At 71.5% G+C, this 19,934-nt stretch carries 13 protein-coding genes; 6 read left to right on the top strand and 7 right to left on the bottom strand.

All coding sequences use genetic code 11. The features are described from left to right. Positions 1 to 110: 110 nt before the first annotated feature. Positions 111 to 293, bottom strand: coding sequence for a DUF6104 family protein (locus QFZ67_RS12635; protein ID WP_307661186.1), 183 nt, complete (start codon positions 291 to 293; stop codon positions 111 to 113). 155 nt (positions 294 to 448) lie between these two features. Here QFZ67_RS12635 and QFZ67_RS12630 point away from each other — a divergent pair, with 155 nt between their 5' ends. From QFZ67_RS12630 to QFZ67_RS12615, 4 genes are all read left to right on the top strand, one after another. Further along, positions 449 to 805: a CU044_2847 family protein gene (locus tag QFZ67_RS12630; protein WP_307661185.1), complete on the top strand. Its 357-nt coding sequence runs from the start codon at positions 449 to 451 to the stop codon at positions 803 to 805. Then, complete coding sequence (locus QFZ67_RS12625; RefSeq protein ID WP_307661184.1) at positions 802 to 2,820, top strand: trypsin-like peptidase domain-containing protein; 2,019 nt, start codon at positions 802 to 804, stop codon at positions 2,818 to 2,820. Before QFZ67_RS12630 ends, QFZ67_RS12625 begins: the two co-directional genes overlap by 4 nt. Positions 2,821 to 2,917: 97 nt before the next feature. Further along, entirely contained in the window at positions 2,918 to 3,931 is a 1,014-nt protein-coding gene (locus tag QFZ67_RS12620; RefSeq protein WP_307661183.1) for a MoxR family ATPase, read from the top strand. Then, positions 3,928 to 7,197 carry an SAV_2336 N-terminal domain-related protein gene (locus QFZ67_RS12615; RefSeq protein WP_307661182.1) on the top strand — a complete coding sequence of 1,090 codons (3,270 nt, stop codon included), beginning with the start codon at positions 3,928 to 3,930 and terminating at the stop codon, positions 7,195 to 7,197. The genes QFZ67_RS12620 and QFZ67_RS12615 overlap by 4 nt, the downstream gene beginning before the upstream one ends. 111 nt (positions 7,198 to 7,308) lie before the next feature. Here the strand turns inward: QFZ67_RS12615 and QFZ67_RS12610 are convergent, their stop codons facing one another. The 4 genes from QFZ67_RS12610 to QFZ67_RS12595 all read right to left on the bottom strand — a co-directional run bounded on the left by QFZ67_RS12610 (position 7,309) and on the right by QFZ67_RS12595 (position 14,120). Further along, positions 7,309 to 11,187, bottom strand: a complete 3,879-nt coding sequence (locus QFZ67_RS12610) for a multifunctional oxoglutarate decarboxylase/oxoglutarate dehydrogenase thiamine pyrophosphate-binding subunit/dihydrolipoyllysine-residue succinyltransferase subunit (RefSeq protein ID WP_307661181.1) — start codon at positions 11,185 to 11,187, stop codon at positions 7,309 to 7,311. Positions 11,188 to 11,489: 302 nt separating this feature from the next. After that, positions 11,490 to 12,611, bottom strand: coding sequence for a HAMP domain-containing sensor histidine kinase (locus QFZ67_RS12605; protein WP_307661180.1), 1,122 nt, complete (start codon positions 12,609 to 12,611; stop codon positions 11,490 to 11,492). Next, positions 12,608 to 13,345: a response regulator transcription factor gene (locus tag QFZ67_RS12600; protein WP_307661179.1), complete on the bottom strand. Its 738-nt coding sequence runs from the start codon at positions 13,343 to 13,345 to the stop codon at positions 12,608 to 12,610. Before QFZ67_RS12600 ends, QFZ67_RS12605 begins: the two co-directional genes overlap by 4 nt. 91 nt (positions 13,346 to 13,436) lie before the next feature. Then, entirely contained in the window at positions 13,437 to 14,120 is a 684-nt protein-coding gene (locus QFZ67_RS12595; protein WP_307661178.1) for a spermidine synthase, read from the bottom strand. 252 nt (positions 14,121 to 14,372) lie between these two features. On the opposite strand from QFZ67_RS12595, the gene QFZ67_RS12590 reads away from it, so the two are divergent. Together QFZ67_RS12590 and lon are read left to right on the top strand one after the other, a co-directional pair. Beyond that, a complete protein-coding gene (locus QFZ67_RS12590) occupies positions 14,373 to 15,230 on the top strand; it encodes a rhomboid-like protein (RefSeq protein ID WP_307661177.1) in 858 nt (285 codons plus the stop codon). Between the two features lie 131 nt (positions 15,231 to 15,361). Next, positions 15,362 to 17,770 (top strand): endopeptidase La, encoded by a 2,409-nt coding sequence (gene lon, locus QFZ67_RS12585; RefSeq protein ID WP_307661176.1) that lies wholly within the window; start codon positions 15,362 to 15,364, stop codon positions 17,768 to 17,770. A 122-nt stretch (positions 17,771 to 17,892) separates the two neighbouring features. On the opposite strand, the gene QFZ67_RS12580 is transcribed toward lon, so the two are convergent. Next, positions 17,893 to 18,774, bottom strand: coding sequence for a serine protease (locus QFZ67_RS12580; protein WP_307661175.1), 882 nt, complete (start codon positions 18,772 to 18,774; stop codon positions 17,893 to 17,895). A 26-nt stretch (positions 18,775 to 18,800) separates the two neighbouring features. Continuing rightward, on the bottom strand, positions 18,801 to 19,811 hold the full coding sequence (locus tag QFZ67_RS12575; protein ID WP_307661174.1) for a helix-turn-helix domain-containing protein: 1,011 nt from the start codon (positions 19,809 to 19,811) through the stop codon (positions 18,801 to 18,803). Between the last annotated feature and the right edge of the window lie 123 nt (positions 19,812 to 19,934).

Below are 19,934 nucleotides of genomic sequence, written 5' to 3'. Positions count from 1 at the left end.
CAGCACCGGGCCACCACCGATCCCCCGGGCCACCGGGACCGGCCACCCCCGATCCCCCGGATCAGCAGACCGGGCCGACCCGCGACTCCCGATCCCCGGCCCTACGCTCCCTACTCGTCCTCGTCCTCGTCGTCCAGCCGCGCCAGCCACGTGGCCAGGCGCTCCACCGGGACCTCGAAGTCCGGGTTGAGGTCGACGAAGGTGCGCAGCTGCTCGGCGAGCCACTCGAAGGTGATCTCCTCCTGGCCGCGTCGCTTCTCCAGCTCCTCGATGCCGCGATCGGTGAAGTACAAGACATGCTCCTGGTACGGACGGGGTCTATCTCTTTAGATTACGGCGACTTCCGACTCTCCCCTGCAACCGTGCAGGCCAGTAACGTCGTCGCCATTCGCACACCGCCCAAGTGCGTTAGCGCGGGGGCGAGTTGGCCGTGAAGACGGGGGGAACCGTGAACGCACGCGTCCAGCAGATCGAATTGCCCGGGGGAGCCGTCGTGCTCGCCCGGCTGTCCACCGCGGGCGGCGGATACGGCGAGGACGACGAGGACGTCGGCTTCGTCGAGAACGCCACCGCCAAGGTCCAGCAGCTCCAGCAGCTGATCACCGAGGTCGGCGCCTCGGTGCTGGAGGCCGCGGCCGCCGCCGAGCCGGACGAGGCGAGCGTCAGCTTCGGCGTCGAGCTCACCGCCAAGTCCGGCGTCGCCCTCGCCGTGCTCGCCGCCGGTGAGGCCAAGGCGTCGGTCCAGGTCACGCTCACCTGGAAGCTGAAGGATCAACAGAACGACATGAGCGATGACACGGCATGAGCGATTCCGACTCCGTCATCGACGCCCTCACCCGCGCCGCCACCGTCCACTTCTCACCCGTACAGGACGCACAGGACGAGCAGGACGAGACCGCAGCCATGTGGGGCAGCGGCTTCTTCGTCGCGCCCGGCTGGATCCTGACCTGCGCACACGTACTCGCCCCCCATCTCAAGGGCGACCGGAACCGGATCTTCCACCTCCGCGGCAGCGAGGTGAACGACGGCGAGCCGCTTCAGGCGCGGCTCGACTGCTGGCTGCTCGACGGCGAGCCGCGCGCCGAACAGCGCGTACCCGTCGAGCAGGATCTCGCCCTGGTCAGGCTCGTCGACCCGCACGTCGAGCACGAGTGCGTCTGGCTCACCGACCGCACCGACTACCCCGGCGGCCGCGGCATCGTCCAGGGCTACCGGCCCGAGCAGCAGGAGTACGGAGCCGAGAAACGCGCCGTGCGCTGGAAGGCCGCCGCGAGGATCAACGGCTTCGACGACGACTACGGGATGCGATTCAGGCCAGAAGCCGAGTTTCCGAAGGGCGGTTCGGGCTCGCCCGTGCTCGACGCCCACACCGGCGCCGTCGTCGGCATCCTCAAGTCCCGCCGGGCCGGCCGGGACGGCGGCATGGCGATCGCGGCCACCGCACTGCGCCGGTTCGGATCCACCTACCAGCTGCTGATGGCCGCGCACGACCGCTGGCACGGCCAGTCCCCGAAGGTCACCGGGCACAACTGGATCGAGCGCCAGCACCAGCTCCCGGGCGCCGGCGTGCACACCAGCGGCGACCAGTGGTGGAGCCCGCACGACCGGCGCGAGGCGCTGTTCCTGCTCGCGGGTGTGCACCCGCCGGGCGCCATCCGGCCCGTCGTGGAGCTCGCCAAAAAGGCCCGCGGCGGTGTCGCCTCCCCGCCCGGCCAGCTCCTGCCGCGCATCTGGCGCGACGGACACGGCCTGCTGTACGAGGCGGGGCAGCCCGTCGCCGCCATCGCCGCGCTGCACTACCTCCAGCTCGTGGTGGAGTACGAGCGCAGCCGCGGCGGTGACCCGGTGGCCCTCGCGGACTGGGTGGCCCGCCGGCTCCAGGAAGTGCCCCGCATCGTGCACACCGTGGTCACTCAGGCGACGCTGCCGCCCGGACTTCTGCACCCGCGCACGCCCGACGGCCAGGACCGGATCGTCGTCCGCTATCCGCGGCCCGGCGACGGGTCCGCCGTCGTCATCGTCGAGCTGGAGCCCGTCTGCGACGCCCGGCCCACCCGCTTCTACTGGCGGATCCGGGTCGACGACGGCCAGGACGTGAACGAGCCGCTGCACGAGGAGCAGACCGGCGACGGCGTCCCGCCCGAGCAGCTCATCCAGCGGCTGCGCGGCCCGTTGGACGAGGTCTTCGCGTCAGTCGACTCGCCCGGCGTCCCGGCACCGCTCGAAGTCGCCCTGCCCGTCGAGCATTTCGACACCGCCGTACACCGCTGGCAGCTGACCGAGATGGCCCGGCTGCACTATCCGGCGTATGTCGGCGTACGACGGATGGTGGTGCTGCGCGACCTGGCGAGACGAGGAAAACCGGACGCCGTCTGGCAGCGCCGCTGGGAGGGGATGGCGGCCGCCGATGCGCTCACCGCCTGCCGCACCCCGCCGCAGCGGCAGGTCCCCAGGCCCCGGCACTTCGAGGACATGCCGCCCTCCGCCGTGCCCGTCCTGTGCAGGCCCGCAGGCAGCGGGGTCGGCCGCAGAGCCATCGGCATGGCACTTCAAGCCGGGCACGGCATCGCCCTGTGGCACACCGACGGCCATCCCGACCACGGCTGTACGGAGTTCTGCGAGGACCTGCACCGGGGAGCGGCCCAGCTGCTCGGGCAGACCGCGGGCGCGACTGAGCTTCCCGACCGGCTGCGCCGTATCAGGGACGACATCAGCGGATCGAGGAACAGCCGCCACTGGGCGGAGGGGGTGGCCATGCTCTACGACGACCCGAGCCGCCCTCTGCCCGCCGACGACACCGGACCGGTGGACTCCCCATGAGGAGCCGCACCCGAGCAATGGGAGGGCAGGGCGGTGGGTACAGGACAGACGTGGTCCGCCACGGGTCCGCCCACCGACCGCCTACGAGGAGCGAGCGATGGACGACTGGCTGATCTACCGAGGCGTCGGGGCGCCGGATCCGGACCGGATCCGCCGACTGCCACCGCCGCCCCCCTGGCGTGCCTTCTCCGGAGAGCCGCTGCCCGACCCCGCGCCGCCGATCGACAGTTCGTCGACGCGGCGGCTCGGCGCGCGCGTGGCGGCTCCGCCCGCCCAGGACGCCGAGACCCTCGAACTCATCAACGCCGCCCTCTACTTACGGCGTCCGCTCCTCGTCACCGGCGAGCCGGGCTCCGGCAAGTCCACGCTCGCGCACTCCGTCGCGTACGAACTCGGGCTCGGCCGGGTCCTCCAGTGGCCCATCGTCAGCCGCACCGAGCTCAAGGACGGGCTGTACACCTACGACGCCATCGGCAGGCTCCAGGACGCCCAGCTCGCCGAGCGGGGATCCGAGCGTGGGTCCGACGACATCGGCCGGTACATCAGGCTCGGCCCGCTCGGGACCGCGCTGCTGCCGGCCGAGCTGCCCCGCGTCCTGCTCATCGACGAGCTCGACAAGAGCGACATCGATCTGCCGAACGACCTGCTGAATGTGGTGGAGGAGGGGGAGTTCGCCCTTCCCGAGCTGGAGCGGATGGCCGACCGGCCCGGCCAGGACGAGGTGCGGGTGCTCACCGACGACGGCCGCCGGGTGCCCGTCAGGGACGGCCGGGTGCGCTGCAAGGCGTTCCCCTTCGTGGTGATGACCAGCAACGGAGAGCGCGACTTCCCCGCCCCGCTGCTGCGCCGCTGCATCCATCTGCACCTCGACCCGCCGCGCGACGAGCGGCTCGCCGCAATGGTGCAGGCCCACTTCGGAGCCGGATCCGACGAGCGGAACCTCGATCTGATCGGCCAGTTCACCCGCGAGGACGGCGACGGCGAACTGCGGCCCACCGACCAGCTGCTCAACGCCATCTACCTCACACAGCAGGCGGTCCGCGCGGACGCCGGGCGGCGCGAGGAGATCGCCGAGCTGCTGATACGTCCGCTCGACACCCGACGGCGGTGACCGCGGTGAGCCCGGCGGTCCCGCCCCACGCACTGACCGCACTGACCGCGCTGGTCGCGCGGCTGCGCGAGGCGGAACTGAAACCCACCGCCGAGGAGTTGGCGGACGCCCTGTGGCTCTCCCAGCATGTGCCCGCTGCCGCATCCCGGCGGCCGGGGCCCGCGCCCGCGGGGACGGCCGGGCCGCAGCCTGCGGACCGCCCGGCCGTGGAGGTCACGGAGCAGCCCGCGCCCTCGCCGCTGCGGGCGGGAGCGCCGCCGCGCCCCCGCGTCGACCTGTACGGGCCCGCGCAGGGCGAGGGCGCGCCCGGCGGCGTACCGGCCGAAGGCATGCGCCGGGTGCCCGTCCCGGCCGCCGCCGCGCTGCCGGACGCGCTCGCCCTCCAGCGCTCTCTGCGGCCCCTTCAGCGGTACCGCCCGCCCATGCGACTGATACGTCGCGAGCTCGACGAGGTGGCGACAGCGGACCGGGCCGCCGACACAGGTCTTGTGGTGCCGGTCCTGCGCACCGCCCGGCGGCGTGAGGCGCGGCTCGCGCTGGTCATGGACGTCTCCTCGTCGAATGTCGTCTGGGACAAGGCACTTGACGAGCTGCGGCAGGTCTGCGAACGCGCCGGAGCGTTCCGCGAGGTCGCCGTGCACCACCTGAGCGAGGACGCGCCGACGCCCGCCCAGCTCGGCGACCCCACGGGGCGGCAGCTGACCGTGGTGCTCAGCGACTGCGCGGGCCCCATGTGGCGCAGCGGCCGTATGCAGCGCCTGCTCTACACCTGGGCGTCGACCGCGCCGGTCGCCGTCGTGCAGCCGCTGCCGCAGCGGATGTGGCGGCGTACGCATCTGCCCGCGCGGCCGGGTCTGCTGCGGCGGCGCGAAGGACCGGCGGGACGGCTGGAGTTCACCCCGCACCACGGCGGCCTCGAGCGGGGCATCCCGGTTCCGGTGCTCGCGCTGCGCCGCTCCTCGTTCGAGGCCTGGACCCGACTGGTCGCGGGCGCGACCGGGCAGTCGCTGAACGCCGCCGCGGCGCTGGTCAGGGCTCGCCACGAGCCCGCCTCGGGCCGGTCCCGTACCGCACAGGACATCGACGCAACGGCGCGGGTACGGGCCTTCCGCCGGACCGCGTCGCCCCCCGCCGCGCAACTCGCGGTCTATCTTTCGGCGGTCCCGCTGGTGCTCCCGGTGATGCAGCTCGTCCAGCGCGCCATGCTGGTGCGCAGCGGCCCCGACGTACTTGCCGAGGTGCTGCTCAGCGGCCTGCTGCGGAGGGACGACGAAGGACCGGGCGACCGGGAGGGCGGACCTTCGTACGTCTTCCTGGACGGGGTACGCGAGGAGCTGCTGGGTCAACTGGGCGCGAGCAGCGCCGCGTTGGTGCTCAAGCACTGCTCCGAGTACGTCGAGACGCGCTACGGGCGTACGGTACGCAACTTCCCGGCCATGGCCGCCGCCTTCCTCGCCGGGTCGGTCGACCCGCACCCGGCGGCGTCCGGCAGCCCCGACAACCGCAGCCAGATGGCCTTCGCGCAGATCTCCGCCCAGGTCCTGCGCCGGCTCGGCGGCCCCGAACCGGCCTCGCCCCCCGGCGGCCTGCCGCGACAGGGCCCAGCGGGTCTGCTGGCACAGGCCCGCGCCTGTCTGGCGCACTTCGGCGAGTACGGCACCGTACGAGACCTGGACGCGGCGATCAGGCTGCTCGGCTCGGCCACCCAGGCGGAGCGCCGCACCGCCGAACGGGCCGTGCTGTACGGCGAGTTGGCCGAGGCGCTGCTGCGGCGCTGGCTGGTGCGCCCGCTGCCCGAGGACCTGCGCGAGGCGCTGGACGCCGCGCAGAACGCGCTCACCGGGAAACCACAGGCGCATCTCACCCTGGCGCACGTCCTCGAGGCGATGGCGGACGAGGTGGAGGAGGGCAGGCTGAGCCCCGGGCTGATGCCGGAGTGGGTCCGGGTCCAGGCGGCCGCGGGCCCCGACGACGCGGGCCTCGTGGCTTCGATCCTGCTCTCGACCGCGGACGCCAGCCTCGCCGAACTGATCGAAACCCCGCCGCGGCCGGACGGCCCGGGCGGGCTCGGCAAGGCAGCGGCGGCCGCCAGGATCCGGGTGCTGCGGCGGCTGGCCGTGACCGGCGCTCCGTACGCGCTGCGCGGCCCCGTCCGCCCCGAGGACTGGTTCACCGAGACGCTGCAGATCGCCCTCGGCGTCGTACAACTGCTGCTGGCCGACGAACGCCGGGAGTCCGCGCTGCTCATCAAGGGCGGGCTGCTTCTCGAACTGGCCCGCCACTACCGGGGCGAGGGCCCCGTCGCGCGGGCCGCCGACGAGGAGGACCTGATCGCCTCCCGCGCCTTCGCCGACCGGGCCGACAAGGATCTGCACGCCGGCATCGACGGGCTCGACTGGGACGCCGTCCCGCAGACGGAGCTCTGCCGAGCCTGGCTGGACTACGCCGACGCCATCGAGTTCGCCCACCAGTACCCCGACGACGACGCCAGACTGCGCATCCTCCAGGCTCTCGACCAGGCGCGTCGCTACGTAGGCAAGGACGAGGAGGCACAGGCCGACATCCTGCTGCGGATGGCCCGCGTCCTGGAGCAGCGCTATGTGTCCACCGGCGGCTGGGCGCACCGCGACTCGGCGATCGCGGCCTGGACCGAGGCTGTGCCGCTGCTGCCCTGGCACGACCCCAGCCGAGCCGTCGTGCTCACCTCGCTCGGCAGGCAGCTGACGGAACGCGGCGTGGACAAGGAGTCGCCCGCCGATGTGCACGCGGCCGTACGAGCCCTGCGCGGGGCGATCGACGAGACATCGTCCGCCGATCCCGAACTCCCGCGCCGCCGGGCCCTGCTGGGCCACGCCTACATCGAGCGCTTCCGGGCTGAGCAGACCGTCGCCGACCTCCACGAGGCGGACTGGGCACTGGGCGCCGCCGCCCGCGCCGCGGCCGACCCCGAACTGGCCGCGTACGCCTGGTGGTACCGCGCCGTGGCCGCCGCCCTGCTGGCCCAGCGCACCGCATCCCACCCGAAGCTCCAGGACGCCGCGGCCCACTACCGCCACGCCGCTGCCCAGTCCGGAACCGGCGACCTGCTGGAGCGGGCGGCCACCGCCCAGTGGATGCGAGCCACTCGTCTGGAACGTACGGCGGGCTTTGAGCGCGCCCTGGAGGAGCACCGGGCCGTGCTGTCCATGCTGTCCGCCGCGGGTGCGTCAGGCTCGGAGGCGGCGAGCCTCATCCGCCACGAGATCGCCAGACTCGAAGAGGCCTGAACAGCCGAAGAGCCGGAAGGGCTCGAACAGCCGAAGGAGCCTGAACAGCCCGAAGGGCCCTGCCCCGCGCGGTGTGCGCGGGACAGGGCCCTTCAGTTCGTACGGTCAGACTCAGGCCTCGAAGACCTCGTTGAGCAGCTGCTGCTGCTCCGCCTGGTGACGCTTGGCCGAGCCGACAGCCGGCGACGAGCCGTGCCGCCGCGAGATGCGGCGCAGGCGCTCGGCGCCCGGGATGTCCGCGCCGACGGCCAGGTCCAGGTGGTCGATCAGGTTCAGCGCGATGAACGGCCACGCACCCTGGTTCGCCGGCTCCTCCTGCGCCCAGAGGTACTTCTCGGCGTTCGGGAACTTGGCGATCTCCGCCTGGAGCTCGGCGCCCGGCAGCGGGTACAGACGCTCGAGACGGATGATCGCGGTGTCCGTGTTGCCGCGCTTGATCCGCTCGGCGTCCAGGTCGTAGTAGACCTTGCCGGTGCAGAAGACGACCTTGCGGATCGCGCTCGGGTCCACCCTGCCCGAGTCAACCGCGGTGTCGCCGATCACCGGGCGGAAGCCGCCGTTGGTGAACTCCTCCGCCTTCGACGCCGCCGCCTTCAGACGCAGCATCGACTTCGGGGTGAAGACGATCAGCGGCTTGTGGTGCGGGTTGTGGACCTGCCAGCGCAGCAGGTGGAAGTAGTTCGACGGCAGGGTCGGCATCGCGACCGTCATGTTGTTCTGCGCGCACATCTGCAGGAAGCGCTCAGGACGGGCGGACGAGTGGTCCGGGCCCTGGCCCTCGTAGCCGTGCGGCAGCAGCAGCGTCACACCGGAGGTCTGGCCCCACTTCTGCTCCGCCGAGGAGATGAACTCGTCGACGACGGTCTGCGCGCCGTTGACGAAGTCACCGAACTGCGCCTCCCACATGACCAGCGCGTCCGCGCGGGCCAGGGAGTAGCCGTACTCGAAGCCCATCGCCGCGTACTCGCTCAGCAGCGAGTCGTAGACGTTGAAACGGGCCTGGTCCTCGGAGAGGTACTGCAGCGGGGTGTAGTCCTCGCCGGTCTCCTGGTCCACCAGCACCGCGTGGCGCTGGCCGAATGTGCCGCGGCGGGTGTCCTGGCCGGAGAGCCGGACCGGGGTGCCCTCCATCAGCAGCGAGCCGATGGCGAGGGTCTCGCCCATGCCCCAGTCGATCGTGCCGTCCTCCACCGAGGCCGCACGCCGCTGAAGCTGCGGCAGCAGACGCGGGTGGACGGTGACGTGGTCGGGGATGTTCACCTGGGACTCGGCGATCCGCTTCACGATCTCCTGGGAGACCGCGGTGGTGACGGCCACCGGGAACTCGGGCTGCGGTTCCGGGACATGGGCCGGAGCCGGGTGGCTGGTGGCCTCGCGCACCTCCGCGAAGACCTTCTCCAGCTGGCCCTGGAAGTCCTGGAGCGCCTGCTCCGCCTCTTCCAGCGTGATGTCGCCGCGACCGATCAGCGACTCGGTGTACAGCTTGCGCACCGAGCGCTTCTTGTCGATCAGGTTGTACATCTGCGGGTTGGTGAACTGCGGGTTGTCGCCCTCGTTGTGACCGCGGCGGCGGTAGCAGATGAGGTCGATCACGACGTCCTTGTTGAACGTCTGGCGGAACTCGAAGGCGAGCCGGGCCACCCGGACCACGGCCTCCGGGTCGTCGCCGTTCACATGGAAGATCGGCGCTTCGATCATGCGGGCCACGTCGGTCGCGTACATCGACGAACGCGACGACTCCGGGGCGGCGGTGAAGCCGACCTGGTTGTTGATGACGATGTGGACCGTGCCGCCGGTGCGGTAGCCGCGCAGCTGCGACATGTTCAGCGTCTCGGCGACGACACCCTGACCGGCGAAGGCCGCGTCACCGTGCAGGGCGACCGGCAGGACCGTGAAGTCCGTGCCGCCCTTGTTGATGACGTCCTGCTTGGCGCGAGCGACACCCTCCAGGACCGGGTCGACCGCCTCCAGGTGCGAGGGGTTGGCGACCAGCGAGACCTTGATCTGCTCGCCGTCCAGACCGGTGAAGGTGCCGTTGGCGCCCAGGTGGTACTTCACATCGCCGGAGCCGTGCATCGACTTCGGGTCGAGGTTGCCCTCGAACTCCCGGAAGATCTGCGCGTACGACTTGCCCACGATGTTCGCGAGGACGTTGAGGCGGCCGCGGTGGGCCATGCCGATGACGACCTCGTCCAGTCGCGACTCGGCAGCCGAGTCGATGACCGCGTCGAGCAGCGGGATGACGGACTCGCCGCCCTCCAGCGAGAACCGCTTCTGACCGACGTACTTGGTCTGCAGGAAGGTCTCGAAGGCCTCCGCCGCGTTGAGGCGGCGCAGGATCCGCAGCTGCTCTTCGCGCTCGGGCTTGGTGTGCCCGCGCTCGACGCGGTCCTGGATCCACTTGCGCTGCTTCGGGTCCTGGATGTGCATGAACTCGATGCCGGTGGTGCGGCAGTACGAGTCTCGCAGGACGCCCAGCACATCGCGCAGCTTCATCAGGGACTTGCCGGAGAAGCCGCCGACGGCGAACTCGCGCTCCAGGTCCCACAGCGTGAGGCCGTGCTCGGTGATGTCCAGGTCGGGGTGCTTGCGCTGGCGGTACTCCAGCGGGTCGGTGTCGGCCATGACATGGCCGCGGACCCGGTAGGAGTGGATCAGCTCGAAGACGCGCGCCGCCTTGGTGACGTCGTCGTCGTGCGAGGCGTCGATGTCCTTGAGCCAGCGGACCGGCTCGTACGGAATGCGCAGCGCCTCGAAGATGTCGTCGTAGAAGCCGTTGTCGCCGAGGAGGAAGTTGGCGACGATCCGCAGGAACTCGCCGGAGGCGGCGCCCTGGATGACCCGGTGGTCGTACGTCGAGGTCAGCGTCATGACCTTGGAGATGCCCAGCTTGTTCAGAGTGTCCTGGGACGTGCCCTGGAACTCCGCGGGGTAGTCCATCGAGCCGACGCCCATGATGACCGACTGCCCGGGCATCAGACGCGGCACGGAGTGGACGGTGCCGAGGCCGCCGGGGTTGGTCAGCGAGACGGTGACGCCGGTGAAGTCGTCCATCGTCAGCTTGTTGTTGCGGGCGCGCCGGACGATGTCCTCGTAGGCCTGCCAGAACTCGAAGAAGTTCATGGTCTCGGCCTTCTTGATGCCCGCGACGACCAGCTGGCGGTCGCCGTTGGGCTTCACCAGGTCGATGGCCAGACCGAAGTTGATGTGCTCCGGCTTGACGAGGGCCGGCTTGCCGTCCTTCTCCGTGTACGACCAGTTCATCGACGGCATGGCCTTGATGGCCTGCACCATCGCGTACCCGATGAGGTGCGTGAAGGAGACCTTCCCGCCGCGGGCGCGCTTGAGGTGGTTGTTGATGACGATGCGGTTGTCGAAGAGCAGCTTCACCGGGACGGCGCGCACGGACGTGGCCGTGGGCACCTCCAGCGAGGCGTTCATGTTCTTCGCGACCGCGGCGGCGGGGCCGCGCAGCGGGACGAGCTGGGGGCCCTCGGACGGGGCCGGCTCAGCTGCCTTGCCGGCGGCAGCCGCCGGCTTGGAGGTGGCGGTGCCTGCGGCACCGGCGCTCGCGGCCGGCTTCGCCGGTGCGGCGGGGGCCGCGGCGGCGGCCGGAGCGGCCTGCTGCGGCGCCGCGGGTGCGGCTGGGGTGGCGGCGGCGGGCGTGCCCGCAGACGCTGCGGGAGCGCTCGGGGCTGCGGCGGCCGGGGCCACGGTGGTGGCACCCGCAGCCCCCGCGGCTGCGGCGCCGGACTGCGCGGCGGGGGCTTCGCTCACCGGCTTCGCCCCTGCGGCGGCACCCGCGCCGCCCGGCTTGTAGTCGGCGAAGAAGTCCCACCAGGCACGGTCGACCGAATTGGGGTCCTGGAGGTACTGCTGGTAGATCTCGTCGACGAGCCACTCATTGGGACCGAACGCGGCGGCAGGGTTCTTACCCTGCCGGCCTTGGTCGGCCGAGATGCTCGAGTTACTGGGGGACTGAGACGACACGGCGGCAACCGCCCTCTTCCGCTTCACAAGGTGATGGACAGCGGAAATAAAGGCTACGCCTCCCTGGCCGGGAGGTGCAGGCGGGGCGGGTCATCGTCGCGCAAGTCACACCTGAAGGCGCGTTTCGGGGCTGTGAATGGCGGGAAAACAAGCGTGGTTCCGCTTCCCCGGGGGCAAGCTCGGGTACGCCACACCGCGGCCGCAGCCCGGTCGGCTCCTACGCCTCGACGGCGTACGGCCTTGTTCCGGCCACGTCCTCACTCAGCACACGCAGAACGCGCGCTTCCGGTTCGCACCCTACGTCAACCGCGTGCCGAAGGGATCCCCGGAAGGGTGACCTGGATCCGGCATCCCCGGGACGATTCGGCCACCCCGATGCGCCCGCCGTGCAGATCGACCGCCCAGCGCGCGATCGCCAGGCCCAGGCCGGTGCCGCCGTCGCTGCCCTTGCCGTGCGGGGAGGGGACGCTGCCCCGGTTGAAGCGCTCGAAGACGCGGTGCCGCTCCGGCTCCGGGATGCCCGGTCCCTCGTCGAGGACTTCCAGGTCGAGGGACTCCGGCTGCGGGCCGCGGCGGGCGCGTACCGTCACCCGGCCGTGCGGCGGCGAGTGCTTGACCGCGTTGTCGATCAGATTGGCGACGACCTGGTGCAGCCGCTCCGCGTCCGCGTGCGCGGTCAGCTCCGGCGGCGACACATCCAGGTGCAGATGCACGTCCGTACGGGTGTGGTTGCCGGACCCGGAGGTCAGACCGCGCTGGACCGCGGCCAGATTGGCCTCCTTCAGCACCCCGGAGAGGTACGGCCACACCTCGAAACGGCGGGCCTTGAGCGGTACGACGCCGTTGTCGAGCCGGGACAGGTCGAGCAGCGTCTCGACCAGGCGGCCCAGGCGTTCCGTCTGCTTGAGCGCCGTACGCATCGTCTCCGGGTCGGCGGCGGACACCCCGTCGACGACGTTCTCCAGCACGGCGCGCAGCGCGGCGATCGGGGTGCGCAGCTCGTGCGAGACATTGGCGACCAGCTCCTTGCGGTGCTGGTCCACGGCTTCCAGATCGTCGGCCATGCGGTTGATGGTGGAGGCGAGGTCGCCGAGCTCGTCACGGCGGTCGGCGCCGCGCACCCGACGGGTGTAGTCGCCGTGCGATATGCCTTTGGCCACGGTGTTCATCTCGTCCAGCGGCGCGGTCAGGCCGTGCGCCACGAACTGGGTGATCAGCAAAGTTGCGATCACCGAGAAGACGGTGATGAAGCGGACCTCGGTCTGGGTGCGCAGGGCGACCAGCAGCAGGCCCGTGGTGATGAAGACCGAGACGACGACCAGTGTCCCGAGCTTGGTCTTGATCGAGATCGCGATGGAGGCGGACCGCGGCCGGCTCCGCCGGCCGCCGCGGCCGGGCAGCCGGTCCCAGCGCCGCCGTCTCATGGAGCCGGCGTCTCCAGCGCGTAGCCGACGCCGTGGACGGTACGGATGCGCTCGGCGCCGATCTTCCGGCGCAGGGCCTTGATGTGGCTGTCGACGGTGCGGGTGCCGGACGCGTCGGCCCAGTCCCACACCTCCGCGAGCAGCTGCTCGCGGGAGAGGACGGCACGCGGGGTGTTCGCCAGGCAGACCAGCAGGTCGAACTCGGTCGGCGTGAGATGTACGTCCTCGCCGCGCACCCGGACCCGGCGCTGGGCGTGGTCGATCTCCAGCTCGCCCAGGCGCAGGATCCCGCTGCGGGGAGTGACCGCGGCGAGGGCCGCCCGCTCCACGCGGCGCAGCAGCACATGCACCCGGGCCGCGAGCTCGCGCATCGAGAACGGCTTGGTCATGTAGTCGTCGGCGCCCACGCCGAGACCGACGAGCATGTCGGTCTCGTCGTCGCGCGCTGTGAGCATCAGCACCGGGACCGGGCGCTGCGCCTGGACGCGGCGGCAGACCTCCAGGCCGTCGAAGCCCGGGAGCATTACATCGAGCACCATCAGATCGGGCTGCCAGGCCTCGGCGGCGTCGACGGCGGCCGGGCCGTCCAACGCCGTCTGGACCAGGAAGCCTTCCGCCCGCAGGCGGGCCGCGATGGCATCGACGATCGTCGAGTCGTCCTCGACGACCAGCACCCGGCGCTGGGCGCCGGGTGTGGCCGCGACGCCGTTGTGCGTGGTGTGTGTCTGCTCCATCGCCCCGCCCCTGTACGCGTTCTCGCGAGCTGCATGCCGGTGTAGATCTCGTGTGTAGGTCAGCAGCGTAAAGGCAGTGACGGCGTCCCGGCTACGCAGGGCGAACAGCGAGGTGGACGACGTCGGGTACGCCTCGGGCAACACGGATCTCTTCGGTGGTTACCCCGGTGAATCCGGCATTCCGCAACGCATCCTCAAAAGCAGGGGAGGGCTGCGCGGACCACACGGCGAGGATCCCGCCGGGCTCCAACCGGCCCTGGCAGGAGGCGAGTCCGGCCGCCGAGTAGAGGTTTTCGTTGTCGTCGGTGACGGTCCAGTCGGGTCCGTTGTCGATGTCCAGACAGAGAGCGTCGTAGCGGTCCGTGGTCGTGCGCAGGTATGTGACGAGGTCCGTGTGAAGGATCACGCTGCGGGGGTCGGCGAGCGCGTCGCCGGAGATCTGTCCGAGGGGGCCGGTGCGGTGCCAGTCGATGATCGCCTGCTCGCGTTCGACGACGGCGATGTGCCGCCAGCGGGGGTTGGCGGCGGCACGGGCGAGGGAGAAGCCGACGCCGAGTCCGCCGATGAGGAGGGTGGGGTCGCTCTTTCCGGCGGCGGCGAGGGCTTCGTACGCGGCGTCGACGAGCAGCCGCTCGGAGCGGCCGTCGGAAGTGTCCATCAGGAAGCACCCATTGGCGATGATCTCGTGATGCGCACCGCGCTGCCGGAGCACGACCTCCCCGTGGGGCCCCTCTCGCCGGTCGAGGGTGACGGGTCCGTCGGCTTGGAGTGGCATGGCGGGTGACCTCCGGGTGACGGGTGCGGGGCGGACGCGTGTCGGTGGTCATGGTGGCGGGGCGGGGCGAGCGGGACAAATGGTTTCGGCCGAGGGCGGCCGTGGTCTGCCGGGCCAGGGCTGGTCCCACGTGCTCGCGACGTCCGGGAACCTGTGAAGGTTGCCCCGTGTGGCGCACGTCATAGACGGGTGTGATGGTGATCGCGTTGGGTGGGGGTTTGTTCGGGGGCTTGACGAAAGGGGCCTCACGCGGTGCATCGGCCGACGACACGCGACCCGGCCACGGGCCAGGAACTGCTGAACGCCGTCCCGACCCAGCGGAGACCATCCGCGCCGGTCGTCTCGGCTCCCGTCCAGGCCCCCGTAACGCCGGCAGCTGTCCCACCGGCTGTCGCACCGGCTGTCGCACCGGTGGTGACGCCCGCCCCGACGCCCACCGCGAAGCCCGCCCCGCCCGTGGGTCTCCCGGCCTGGCGGCGCGTGCTCCAGCTGCTGCCCACGCCCACCGGGACACCGTTCACCTTCTGCTACGTCCTCGTCCTGCTCGCCACCTCGCTCTTTGTGCAGTACGGAGACCCCGCGACCGTCTCCTCGCTACTCCGCGGCTCCAGCACCGATGTCGCCCATTTGGCGGACACCCCCCTGCTCGTTCTCGGCGCCAGCGCGCTGTGGGTCGCGGGCGACCTGCTGGGCCCGTATGCCGTCGCCTTCTTCTTCACGCTGACCGCACTGGAACGCCGCATCGGAGGCTGGCGCACCGCCGGCGTCTTCCTGGCCGGCCATGTCGCGGCGACGCTGGCCACCGAGATCCCGGTCGGGGTCTCGGTGGTGGCCGGACATCTGCCCGCCACCTCGCTGCACCGCCTCGACTACGGCATCAGCTTCGGCCTGATGGCGAGCATCGGCGCCCTTGCCGGGCTGTTCAGTCCGGTCCTGCGCGCGATGCTGCTCGGCTTCGTCTCCCTGATGCTCCTTCAGGACCTGCTCGCCTTCGAGGACCCGCTCACCAACTGGGGCCATCCGCTTGCGCTGTTGGTCGGCATCGCCTGCTGGCCCGCGGTGCGCCGCTGGGCGCGGTGGCGGAACGGTTTCGCGCTCCGCGACCGGTGAGCTTCAGGACCTGCGCGACCCCCTGACCAGGCACGAGAGCCGATCGCTGACAGCGAACACCCCCTGGGAACATCTCCGCAGTGCTGTGCATTGAGTCCATACAGCTCAACTTCACTGCCTAAGGGGAGATCATGGCTTCGACGTCCACACCGCTCACCCTGCCCGTGCTGCCGCTCGACGACGAGGTCGTGCTGCCCGGAATGGTGGTGCCGCTCGACCTGTCCGACACCGACGTACGAGCCGCGGTGGAGGCCGCCCAGGCTGCCGCGCGTTCCAGTGGTGCCAGCAAGCCGACGGTGCTGCTTGTTCCGCGCGTCGACGGGACCTACGCCGCGACCGGCGTGCTCGGAACCGTGGAGCAGGTCGGCCGGCTCTCCGACGGCGACCCCGGCGCGCTCATCCGCGGCCGCGGCCGGGTGAGGATCGGCGCGGGGACCACGGGCCCCGGCGCCGCGCTCTGGGTCGAAGGATCGCGCGTCGAAGAGATCGTGCCCGACCCGCTGCCCGGGTCGGTCACCGAGCTGGTCAAGGAGTACAAGGCGCTCGCCACCGACTGGCTGAAGAAGCGCGGCGCATGGCAGGTCGTGGACCGCGTCCAGCAGATCGACGACATCTCGCAGCTGGCCGACAACTCCGGCTACTCGCCGTTCCTGTCCACCGCTCAGAAGATCGAGCTGCTCGAGACCGCCGACCCGGTGGCCCGCCTCAAGCTCGCCACCGAGCAGCTGCGTGAGCACCTCGCCGAGCAGGACGTCGCCGAGTCCATCGCCAAGGACGTCCAGGAGGGCGTCGACAAGCAGCAGCGCGAGTTCCTGCTGCGCCGCCAGCTCGAAGCCGTACGCAAGGAGCTGCGCGAGCTCAACGGCGAGGACGGCGAAGACGAGTCCGACGACTACCGGGCCCGCGTCGAGGCCGCCGACCTTCCCGAGAAGGTGCGCGAGGCCGCGCTCAAGGAGGTCGAGAAGTTGGAGCGGTCGAGCGACCAGAGCCCCGAGGGCTCCTGGATCCGCACCTGGCTCGACACCGTCCTCGAACTGCCGTGGAACGAGCGGACAGAGGACGAGTACGACATCCAGGGCGCCAAGGCGATCCTGGACGCCGAGCATTCCGGCCTGCAGGACGTGAAGGAACGGATCACCGAGTACCTGGCGGTGCGCAAGCGGCGCGCCGACCGCGGGCTCGGCGTCGTCGGCGGACGGCGCGGCGGCGCGGTCCTGGCGCTCGTCGGCCCGCCCGGCGTCGGCAAGACCTCGCTCGGCGAGTCCGTCGCGCACGCGATGGGACGGAAGTTCGTCCGGGTCGCGCTCGGCGGCGTACGGGACGAGGCGGAGATCCGCGGACACCGGCGTACGTACGTGGGTGCTCTCCCCGGCCGGATCGTGCGGGCCGTCAAGGAGGCCGGTTCGATGAACCCGGTCGTCCTCCTCGACGAGATCGACAAGGTCGGCTCGGACTTCCGGGGCGACCCGGCGGCCGCGCTGCTCGAAGTCCTGGACCCGGCGCAGAACCACACCTTCCGCGACCACTACCTGGAGGTCGAACTCGACCTGTCCGACGTGGTGTTCCTCGCCACGGCGAACGTCCTGGAGGCCATCCCGGAAGCCCTGCTCGACCGGATGGAGCTGGTCAGGCTCGACGGCTACACCGAGGACGAGAAGGTCGTCATCGCCCGGGACCACCTGCTGCCGCGCCAGCTGGAGCGGGCGGGCCTTGAGCCCGGCGAGGTCGTCCTGGAGGACTCGGCGCTGCGCAAGCTCGCGGGTGAGTACACCCGCGAGGCGGGCGTCCGTAACCTGGAGCGTTCGGTGGCCCGGCTGCTGCGCAAGGTGGCGGCCCAGCACGAACTGGGCGAGCGTGAGCTGCCGTTCACGGTCGGCGCCGAGCAGTTGCGCGGCCTGATCGGACGGCCGCACCACGTGCCCGAGTCCGCCCAGGACCCGGCCGAGCGCCGGACGGCCGTGCCCGGCGTGGCCACCGGCCTCGCGGTCACCGGCGCGGGCGGCGACGTGCTGTACGTCGAGGCGTCGCTGGCCGACCCGGAGACGGGCGCGGCGGGGCTGACCCTCACCGGCCAGCTCGGCGACGTGATGAAGGAGTCCGCGCAGATCGCACTCTCCTTCCTCCGCTCGCACGGGGCCGAACTGGAGCTTCCGGTCGCCGACCTGAAGGACCGGGGCGCGCACATCCACTTCCCGGCGGGCGCGGTGCCGAAGGACGGGCCGAGCGCGGGCATCACGATGACGACGGCGCTCGCGTCGCTGCTGAGCGGCCGCCAGGTGCGTACGGACGTCGCCATGACCGGCGAGGTCTCGCTGACCGGCCGCGTCCTGCCCATCGGCGGTCTGAAGCAGAAGCTGCTGGCCGCTCACCGGGCGGGCATCACGACGGTCGTGATCCCCAAGCGGAACGAGGCGGACCTGGACGACGTCCCGGCGGAGATCCTCGACAAGCTGGAGGTGCACCCGGTGACGGATGTCCGCCAGGTGCTGGGGATCGCGCTCTCCCCGGCGGAGGTTCCGGTGGCTGCCGCGGCGGCCTGACCGGGGTGCGCTGTGGGCCCGGCGGTGTTCCGGCACCGCCGGGCCTTCGCGTTGTCCGGCCGCGGCCTTTCATCCGGCCGCGGCCCTTTCCCGGCGCTGGCCCTTTGTCCGGCCGCGGCGTGTTATCCGGCCGTGGCTTCGTCGTACAGCGCGCGGGCACGGTCGTCGAAGAGGGCGGCCGTCGACTCGCTGTCCGTGTCGCCGCCGCTCAGTACGCCGATGAGCCTGCCCTGATGCCTGGCGTCCCGGTAGTCGGCGAGCCAGGGTCCGCCGCTGGTGCCTTCCCAGAAGCCCGCGCACTCCATGAGCAGCGTCTTCGGCAGATCCGGGTCGGGGCGGGTGTCGGTGGTGCAGGCGACGGGGCGGTTGGCGGGGTTGTGGTCCCGGTTCGGATACCCGACGACGGTGACCCGGCGCTCGGGCGGCGAGGCCCAGTCGGCGGTGGCGGCGCCGACGGCCTGCTGCACCTGACGGCCCTTCGCGTCCGGCTTCAGGACGAGGAACGCGTAGTCGGCGGCATCCGCGTCGTCGTCGCCGTCCGTCCAGCGCTCGTCGACGTGGATGGCTCCGACCTTCCAGCGCCCGTACGGATACGTCCCCTTGCCCCTGCCCGAGAACCCGGGCGCGAACTCCAGCTCGCCCGGCCCGTACGCGTCCGCGCTGCCCGAGTCCTGGATGCAGTGCGCGGCGGTGGCGATGACATTGCCCTTGGGGCTGGCCACGACGCTCGCGGTGCAGAAGTGCTCGCCGTCCGGATCGATCAGCACCCCGACGGACGAGGCTCCGGCAAAGGTGGTGGCGGAGGCCCGCGGCGCGGGGGCGACGGCCCGCGCCCCGGCCGACCGGTCCGCCGCGGTGGCTTTGGGCGGCGCGGCGGAAGAGGTGGGCCCGGCGCACGCGGTCGCGGCAGTCAGCACGGCCATGGTGGTCAGCACGGCCATGGCGGACCACACCAGCCCCCTGAACGTGCCGCTGGTTCTGTTCGTACGGCTGTGCCAACTCATCCGGACATCCTGCCCGCTCGAGGCTTTCAGTCCAGCCAGCCCCTCAACGTCGCCTGCGCCCCCGCCTGGAAGCGCGTCTCCGCGCCCAGCGTCTCCAGCAGGTGGCTGATCCTCCGGCGCGCCGTGTGCACGTGGACGCCCAGGCGGCGGGCGATCGCCTCGTCCTTGAGGCCCGCCGCCAGCAGGCCGAGCAATTCCTTCTGGGCCTTCGGCAGCGCCGCGCACGCCCGGGCCGAGCCGCCCAGTGGCGTGGCCCGGTCCCAGACCGTCTCGAACAGCGGCACCAGCGCGTTACTCAGCAGCGAGTCGCCGATCACCAGCGCCGAGGCCTTCGGGTCCGCCGCGTCGGTCGGGGGGAGCAGGGTGATCCGGCGGTCCACCGCGATCAGTTTGGTGGGGACGGCCGTCGACACCCGCGCCCGCAGGCCCTGTTCGACGAGGCCGGTCACCGAGCGCATCCGGCCCGGGTAGGCGAGCCCCTCCCGGTCCAGGACGGTCCGCACCTGAACGCCCCGGTCGAGGAGCGCCTCGATGCCGAGACCCGGCTGCGCGGCGCTGCCGTCCCGCGGCCCTTTCACATACGGCGGACGGTCCAGGATCGCCACCTCCCGTTCCGCCGACGCCAGCAGGTACTCCGCCCGTTCGCCGATCGCCCGCGGGCCCGTCACTACCTCGATGCCGCCATCGGGCGCGCAGGGTGACCCGGACATCAGCCGGCCCGCCAGCTGGTCCGCGGTCATCCGTAATCGCTCCAACTCCGCGGACCGTAAGTGCAGTTCGGCCTGTCGGCGGTGGATGAGCGTACGGATCGCGGCGGCCGGAGCGGCCGGATGCGGCAGCCCGTCGCCGTCCCCGTCCGCGGGCAGCGCGAGCCCGTGCTCGACCAGATGGCCGAGCGCCCGGTCCAGCCGGTCCCGCGGCAGCCCCAGCAGCCGCGCCAACTCCTCGGCCCCAGCGGCCCGTTCCTTGACCAGTGCCTCGTAAGCGCGCTCCTCGGCCTCCCCCAGGCCGAGGGTGTGCAATTCCCCCTCGCTCATGCGTTGGATTCTCACTCCGCCTTCACGAGGCACACAAGTGGGCATGTCCACTTGTCAACGCGCAGGCCACATTGATCGGTTGGCGTCCCACCGGTTGCATGGCCATGACCACCTTTACGGCTT

Source organism: Streptomyces sp. V1I1 (assembly GCF_030817355.1).
Taxonomy (GTDB): Bacteria; Actinomycetota; Actinomycetes; order Streptomycetales; family Streptomycetaceae; genus Streptomyces.
The sequence above is the reverse complement of the archived record's forward strand: the minus strand, read 5'-3'. Positions and strand labels throughout refer to the sequence as shown.

What these genes read in the sequence shown, in the direction of transcription:
- QFZ67_RS12605 (WP_307661180.1), bottom strand. Translation starts at nt 12,611, where the DNA reads ATGAGACGGCGGCGCTGGGACCGGCTGCCCGGCCGCGGCGGCCGGCGG.
- QFZ67_RS12595 (WP_307661178.1), bottom strand. Translation starts at nt 14,120, where the DNA reads ATGCCACTCCAAGCCGACGGACCCGTCACCCTCGACCGGCGAGAGGGG.
- QFZ67_RS12600 (WP_307661179.1), bottom strand. Translation starts at nt 13,345, where the DNA reads ATGGAGCAGACACACACCACGCACAACGGCGTCGCGGCCACACCCGGC.
- QFZ67_RS12580 (WP_307661175.1), bottom strand. Translation starts at nt 18,774, where the DNA reads ATGAGTTGGCACAGCCGTACGAACAGAACCAGCGGCACGTTCAGGGGG.
- QFZ67_RS12620 (WP_307661183.1), top strand. Translation starts at nt 2,918, where the DNA reads ATGGACGACTGGCTGATCTACCGAGGCGTCGGGGCGCCGGATCCGGAC.
- lon (WP_307661176.1), top strand. Translation starts at nt 15,362, where the DNA reads ATGGCTTCGACGTCCACACCGCTCACCCTGCCCGTGCTGCCGCTCGAC.
- QFZ67_RS12575 (WP_307661174.1), bottom strand. Translation starts at nt 19,811, where the DNA reads ATGAGCGAGGGGGAATTGCACACCCTCGGCCTGGGGGAGGCCGAGGAG.
- QFZ67_RS12625 (WP_307661184.1), top strand. Translation starts at nt 802, where the DNA reads ATGAGCGATTCCGACTCCGTCATCGACGCCCTCACCCGCGCCGCCACC.